This window comes from Cytophaga sp. (assembly GCF_051961495.1).
Taxonomy (GTDB): Bacteria; Bacteroidota; Bacteroidia; order Cytophagales; family Cytophagaceae; genus Cytophaga.
The window spans coordinates 1-5595 of sequence record NZ_JBQCDF010000192.1 but is presented as its reverse complement, the minus strand read 5'-3'; the positions used below and the strand labels follow the sequence as shown (position 1 = coordinate 5595).

3 protein-coding genes are annotated in these 5595 nt (G+C 40.6%); 2 read left to right on the top strand and 1 reads right to left on the bottom strand.

The genetic code is table 11. The features are described 5' to 3' along the window. Positions 1-395, top strand: a 395-nt coding sequence (locus ACTHJT_RS10400) for a DUF3109 family protein (protein ID WP_440237958.1), incomplete at its 5' end; no start/stop codon positions are given. 3 nt (positions 396-398) lie between these two features. Continuing rightward, positions 399-2294 carry an AAA domain-containing protein gene (locus ACTHJT_RS10395; protein ID WP_440237957.1) on the top strand — a complete coding sequence of 632 codons (1896 nt, stop codon included), beginning with the start codon at positions 399-401 and terminating at the stop codon, positions 2292-2294. Between the two features lie 83 nt (positions 2295-2377). On the opposite strand, the gene ACTHJT_RS10390 is transcribed toward ACTHJT_RS10395, so the two are convergent. Next, positions 2378-5595: gliding motility-associated C-terminal domain-containing protein (locus ACTHJT_RS10390; protein ID WP_440237956.1), on the bottom strand; the 3218-nt coding region annotated here is incomplete at its 5' end.

Sequence of the window (5595 nt, the reverse complement as noted above, 5' to 3'; positions counted from 1 at the left end):
AAGAAGGTATCAAAACCATTGAAAAACAGGGTACATCTGTTACCGATGAAGAAGGAGATCCTGTAACACCGACAATCGGTAATAACCGGGAGTGTGCGTATGCGATTTATGATGCGAAAGGTATTTTAAAGTGTGGCATTGAGCAGGCATATCTGGATAAAAAAATTGATTATCAAAAGCCAATTTCCTGTCATTTATACCCTATCCGGATTACGAAATACGATGAGTTTGATGCGTTGAATTATGACCGTTGGAGCATCTGTAAACCCGCTTGTTCAAATGGAAAAGAATTAGGAGTTCCTATCTATAAATTTTTAAAAGGTCCGCTAATCCGTAAATATGGTGAATCATGGTATAAAGACCTTTGTAAAACCATTGAAGAAAAACAGAAATAATTCATGAGTGTAGCAAAGGAATATTTTCAGGAAATAAAAAAACTCCTGAAAATTGAAATGAGTGAGGATGCTAAAATTTACGAAGAAGAACTTGCCAAACAATCCATACAGGAAAGAAAAGAACTCGGAATAACCTGGTATCCGCTTTTTATCAAAAGTGAATACTATGGTTTTGCAGAGCGCCTCCATATTGAGATTGAGCGCAAATATGAATCGGACACACCCAATATATTCTACCCGGGAGATAAAGTACGTATTTTTTCAAACCACCAGCATAGCAACAATCAGGAAGACGTTATTGATGGTATTATAACCGCGTCTGCGGGCAATCTGGTAACGGTTCAACTGATGAAAGATGAATCACCGGAATGGCTTTCGGATGGTAAGATAGGCATGGATAAATTGTTTGATAAGCATAGTTACGAAACGATGCTCTCGACACTTGATTACTGGGCCGGAGATGATGGGTTAAGCAAAGATTCTATTCGGTTACGGGATGTTATTTTAGGTGAGAAAGCAGCTTCTTTCAATACAAAAGATAAATATAAAATTCCTGAAAAATTAGATGATTCTCAGTTGAAAGCCTGGGAGAAAGCCATTCAGGCACAGGATGTAGCTGTTATTCATGGACCGCCCGGAACGGGAAAGACAACGACTATTGTTGAGATTGTACATACGTTGGTAGAAAAAGGAGAACGTATATTGGTATGTGCTTCAAGTAATGCAGCTGTAGATGTATTGACTGAAAGACTTGCTGCCAGAGGACTTCCCGTGGTTCGTTTAGGAAACCCATCAAAAATCAACGAGCAAAATTTACAGTATTGCCTCGACCGGCAGGTAACAAATCATGCGCAGTTTGGTTTGGTGAAGGAATTGAAAAAACGTGCCGAAGAATTTTTCCGCATGGCAAATAAATACAAACGGAATTTTGACAGGGAAGAACGTGAACAGCGAAAGGCTATTTTAAAGGAAGCTCGTAGCCTGCGCGGTCAAGCGGATGACCAACTTCAGTTTCTGCAACAGAATGTATTGATAAAAAATCAGGTTATCACCTGTACGCCGGTCGTATCCATGCATAAAGAAATAGGTAAAGAAAAATTTGACACCCTTATTTTTGATGAAGCCGGACAAACCATGGAACCCATGTGTTGGATTCCCATCCAGAAAGTTAAGAAAGTAGTTCTGGCAGGTGATCATTTACAATTGCCTCCAACGGTCAAGTCTGACGAGGCATCCAGAAAAGGATTATCCATCAGTTTGCTTGAAAAGTTAATGCCTTTATCTGGTATTTCAGAAATGCTGGCCATTCAATACCGCATGAATGAAAAAATCATGCAATTCCCGTCACAATGGTTTTACGACAATAAATTGAAGGCGCATGGCAGTGTCAAAGATCACCGGCTTGATGAAGACTCAATCGTCCAGTTTGTAGATACTGCCGGAACCGGTTACGAAGAAGAATTGCTGAATGCCCCTTTTGGTATCCGGAATAAGCAGGAGGCTGATCTTGTTTTAACATTGTTGCCAGGAATTATTGATGCCAATAAACACGCAAGCATTGGAATTATAAGTCCGTATAAATTGCAAATTCAGTATCTGCGTGAGCAACTAATAGAACAGCATATCATGTCAAAAAATATTCAGGTACAGACAGTAGATGGTTTTCAGGGACAGGAAAAAGATATTATCATTATAAGTCTTGTACGTTCAAACAGCAAGCAGGAGATAGGTTTCTTAAAAGATCTGAGACGAATGAATGTTGCTATTACCCGTGCACGAAAAAAAATAATTATTGTTGGTGATTCTTCTACACTTACATCTTCTAAATTTTATTCAGGTTTGCAGGAGTATATTGAATTTCACGATGGGTATCATTCTGCATGGGAATATATCAGCTAGTTTGTTTTTAAATTTTAAATCATAAAAAAAGCCCCGTCCTGATAACTATCGGAACGGGGCCTTTTTATGTATGCTTAATTATCTTATCTGATAAGCGTTACCTGACCTGTTTTCTTATAAGGACCTTTAAACTGAGCACGTCCTTCGTAAGTAACGATCCAAGGGTAAATACCTGATGGCGCTTCCTGACCTAGATATGTACCATCCCAGCCCATGAACTTATCATTTGAAATAAAGATCACTTCACCCCATCTGTTGAATACCATCAATTTGTAGTTCACTTCATATTTACCAAAGCCTCTGAAAATCTGGTCTCCGCTGCCGGTTAGGTTAGGAGTGAAGGCTGTTGGTACCTGAATGTCTGGTGCACATATAGCATATACCAATGTCTGATCTGTAATAGAACAGAAGTACTGATTGGTAATGATCACCTTATAAACACTATCCACTTTTGGTGAAACTTTGTTTGGTGTACCTGTGAATCCATCACTCCATACATAGGTTGTATTTGCTTCTGTACCCGGATCAAGTGTAACACTTGTATCCGTTTCCGGACAATACATATATTCACTAGGTAAGGTTGAGACCGGATACGCTGCGAATGCAATGTTATTCGTAGATGTATCTTTACATTGACCGATCGCTATAGCACCTTTATATTGGCCTACAGAATTCACAGTGACTGTAGAATCAGTTGCGAAAATTGCGCCTCCATCTTTTCTCCAATTGAATTTCAGATCCAGGAATTGATCCAGGTTCGGAATATTTGTTGGTCTTGCCGTTAAACGGACTGTTAAACCAACGCATGAAGTAGAATCCAGGGAAACCATTTGCGGAATCGGCAGACCGATTACATATACACTATCTGTATTTGAACAGCCTGTTGCAGGGTTTGTTACACGAATGTCATATTTAATCGTGTCATTCGCCACAGAAGTAATTGAAATCGGAGAACCTGTGCCTACCGGACTTCCATTCAGGCTCCAGTCAATCGTTGCGTTTGCTGGTATAGCACTCGCTGTTAATGTTGCATTTCCACAAGCCGTTACATCCGCAGCTGTGATTGCAGGTACAGGTTTAACCGGTAACTGGTCTGTTGAACTACAATTGTTGTATGAATACTGGATTTTGTATGTACCAGTATCAGGAACAATGAGGAACGTCTTATCTTCACCTGTCATGATTTTGCCATTGTTGTACCATTGGTATAAACCAGGTACTGTTGGTGCAGGACTTGGATTTGACAGGATCAATAAATTTTCCTGATAACAAGCCGGGTTTGGAGTTAACGTAAATGACGGCAATGTAAATGTTGTAATATCTACAGTATCTCTTACAATACACCCTTTATAATCTTCTGCCAGCAATATTCTTCTGGTCGGACCTGCAACAGTGAAAGTATTCGTAGGAGCGTTCGCAGGGGCTACAATCGTTCCGGTACCATCTGTCCATGAGTACTGAACACCTGATTGTCTGTTGTTGGCAGAAACAGTAACACTTGCTCCCATACATGAAATCTGATCCGGACCTGCATTTGAAATTGGCAGAGGTTCAATTAACAATACTGCTGAACTACTAACCGGTTGACAGGTACCATATCCACTTGCCGTAAGCGTTAATATAACCTGTCCGGAAGCAATGTCGACTCTGCCTGGAACATATACAGCATTTAATGTAGAGTTATTAACAGAGAAGATACCTGCTCCGGATGATGCTGTCCAGGTAACTCCTCCTGTCATTGAACTCGTTACTGTACCAGTCAATGTTGCACCAGCAAGGGTGTCGCATATAATAGGCGCTCCAGCAGATACAATTGGCAATGGAGTAATTGTGATATCAATGCTATCTTTTTGCGGTCCGCATATGCCGGAATTGTTAGATGTTGCATATAATCTTACTGTACCGTTACTCCTGTCGGCAGTAGATACAGAGTAGGTAACAGGAGAACCACTGCCGCTCGGACTGAAGAATCCTGAACCATTTGTACTCCAGTCAACGGTACCGGCATTAGCAATAACTGAACTTACAGATATTGAATTTTGATCGGCGCAAATAGTCTGGTCAGCAGATGCCAATACTACAGGTATTGGTTTTACTGTTACTTTTAATGTATCGAAGACTGGTTTGCATAATCCCTGGTAAACGGTTTTTGCAAAAATATTCAATACTTTATTCGTTGTATCAGGAGTTGAGAACAGATAAGCGGTTGCCACGCTATTGCTTGGTGCTGTAAAGATACCACCACCTGACGATGTCCAGTCTACGCCGGTTGCAACAGTTATTACAGCACTTAAATCAACCAGCTGATCCGCACAGACTGTTTTATCATTGCCTATATTGATTGTTGGCGTAGGTGTTAACTTGATATTCAGGAAGTCTGAGTATGAGTTACAGGTTCCATTGCCGGTAGTAGTCAAGGTAAGGCCGATGGATCCTTTCTTCCTGTCTGCTGCGGAAGGAACATATACTGCATTTAAATCGGTAGTACTTGGCGAGAATACGCCCGTTCCTGTTGTTGACCATTCACCGCCCAATGCATTTGTGATTGTCGGATTCAATTGAATGAATGCAGTGTCCGCACATAATGGAGGTAATGGAGTACCAGTAGTTACAGTAGGTGCTGGAGTAATAGTCAGGAGCATATCATCAAAACTCGGAGCACAAATCCCGTTGTTGGTTGATGTCAATGTGATCGTTAAACCACCTGCATTGATATCTGCCTGATCGGGAACAAAGATTGGATTCAGGTCTGTCGCATCCGGATAGAAATCTCCACGTCCGGTAGCAGTTGTCCATATACCTGTTCCTGCAAGACCACCAACTCTACCATTCAATGGGAAGAAGCCATTGTCAGCACAGGCAACCTGGTCAAAGCCAGCATTTACCAATGAAGCAGGAGAAGAAAGAATTGTAATTGAGAAATATTTCTCAACTTCTTTACAAGGATTAGAACCAACAGTAGATGAATAGATAATTACACCACCATTGTCAATATCAGCCTGTGAAGGAGTATATATAGTTGGTGATCCGGTTAACGTACTGAAAGTACCTGTACCTGTTGTTTTCCATACAAATGATGTTGTATTTGTTACACTTGTTGTTGCAGTAATAGAGTTACCGCTACAGATTGAATCCTGAGGGACAGAACCAGTAATTGTTGGTTTAGGATTTAAAGTAATTGTATTTGTTTTTGAATACGCATTACAATTTCCATTACCTGTAGATGTTAATGTAACAACAGCACTTCCTGCGGCAACATCAGCAGCTGATGGAATATATTTAGCATTCAGCTGGCTTGCAT

Bases quoted from the DNA above. Each gene is read 5' to 3' on its own strand.
- ACTHJT_RS10395 (WP_440237957.1), top strand. From the start codon at position 399: ATGAGTGTAGCAAAGGAATATTTTCAGGAAATAAAAAAACTCCTGAAA.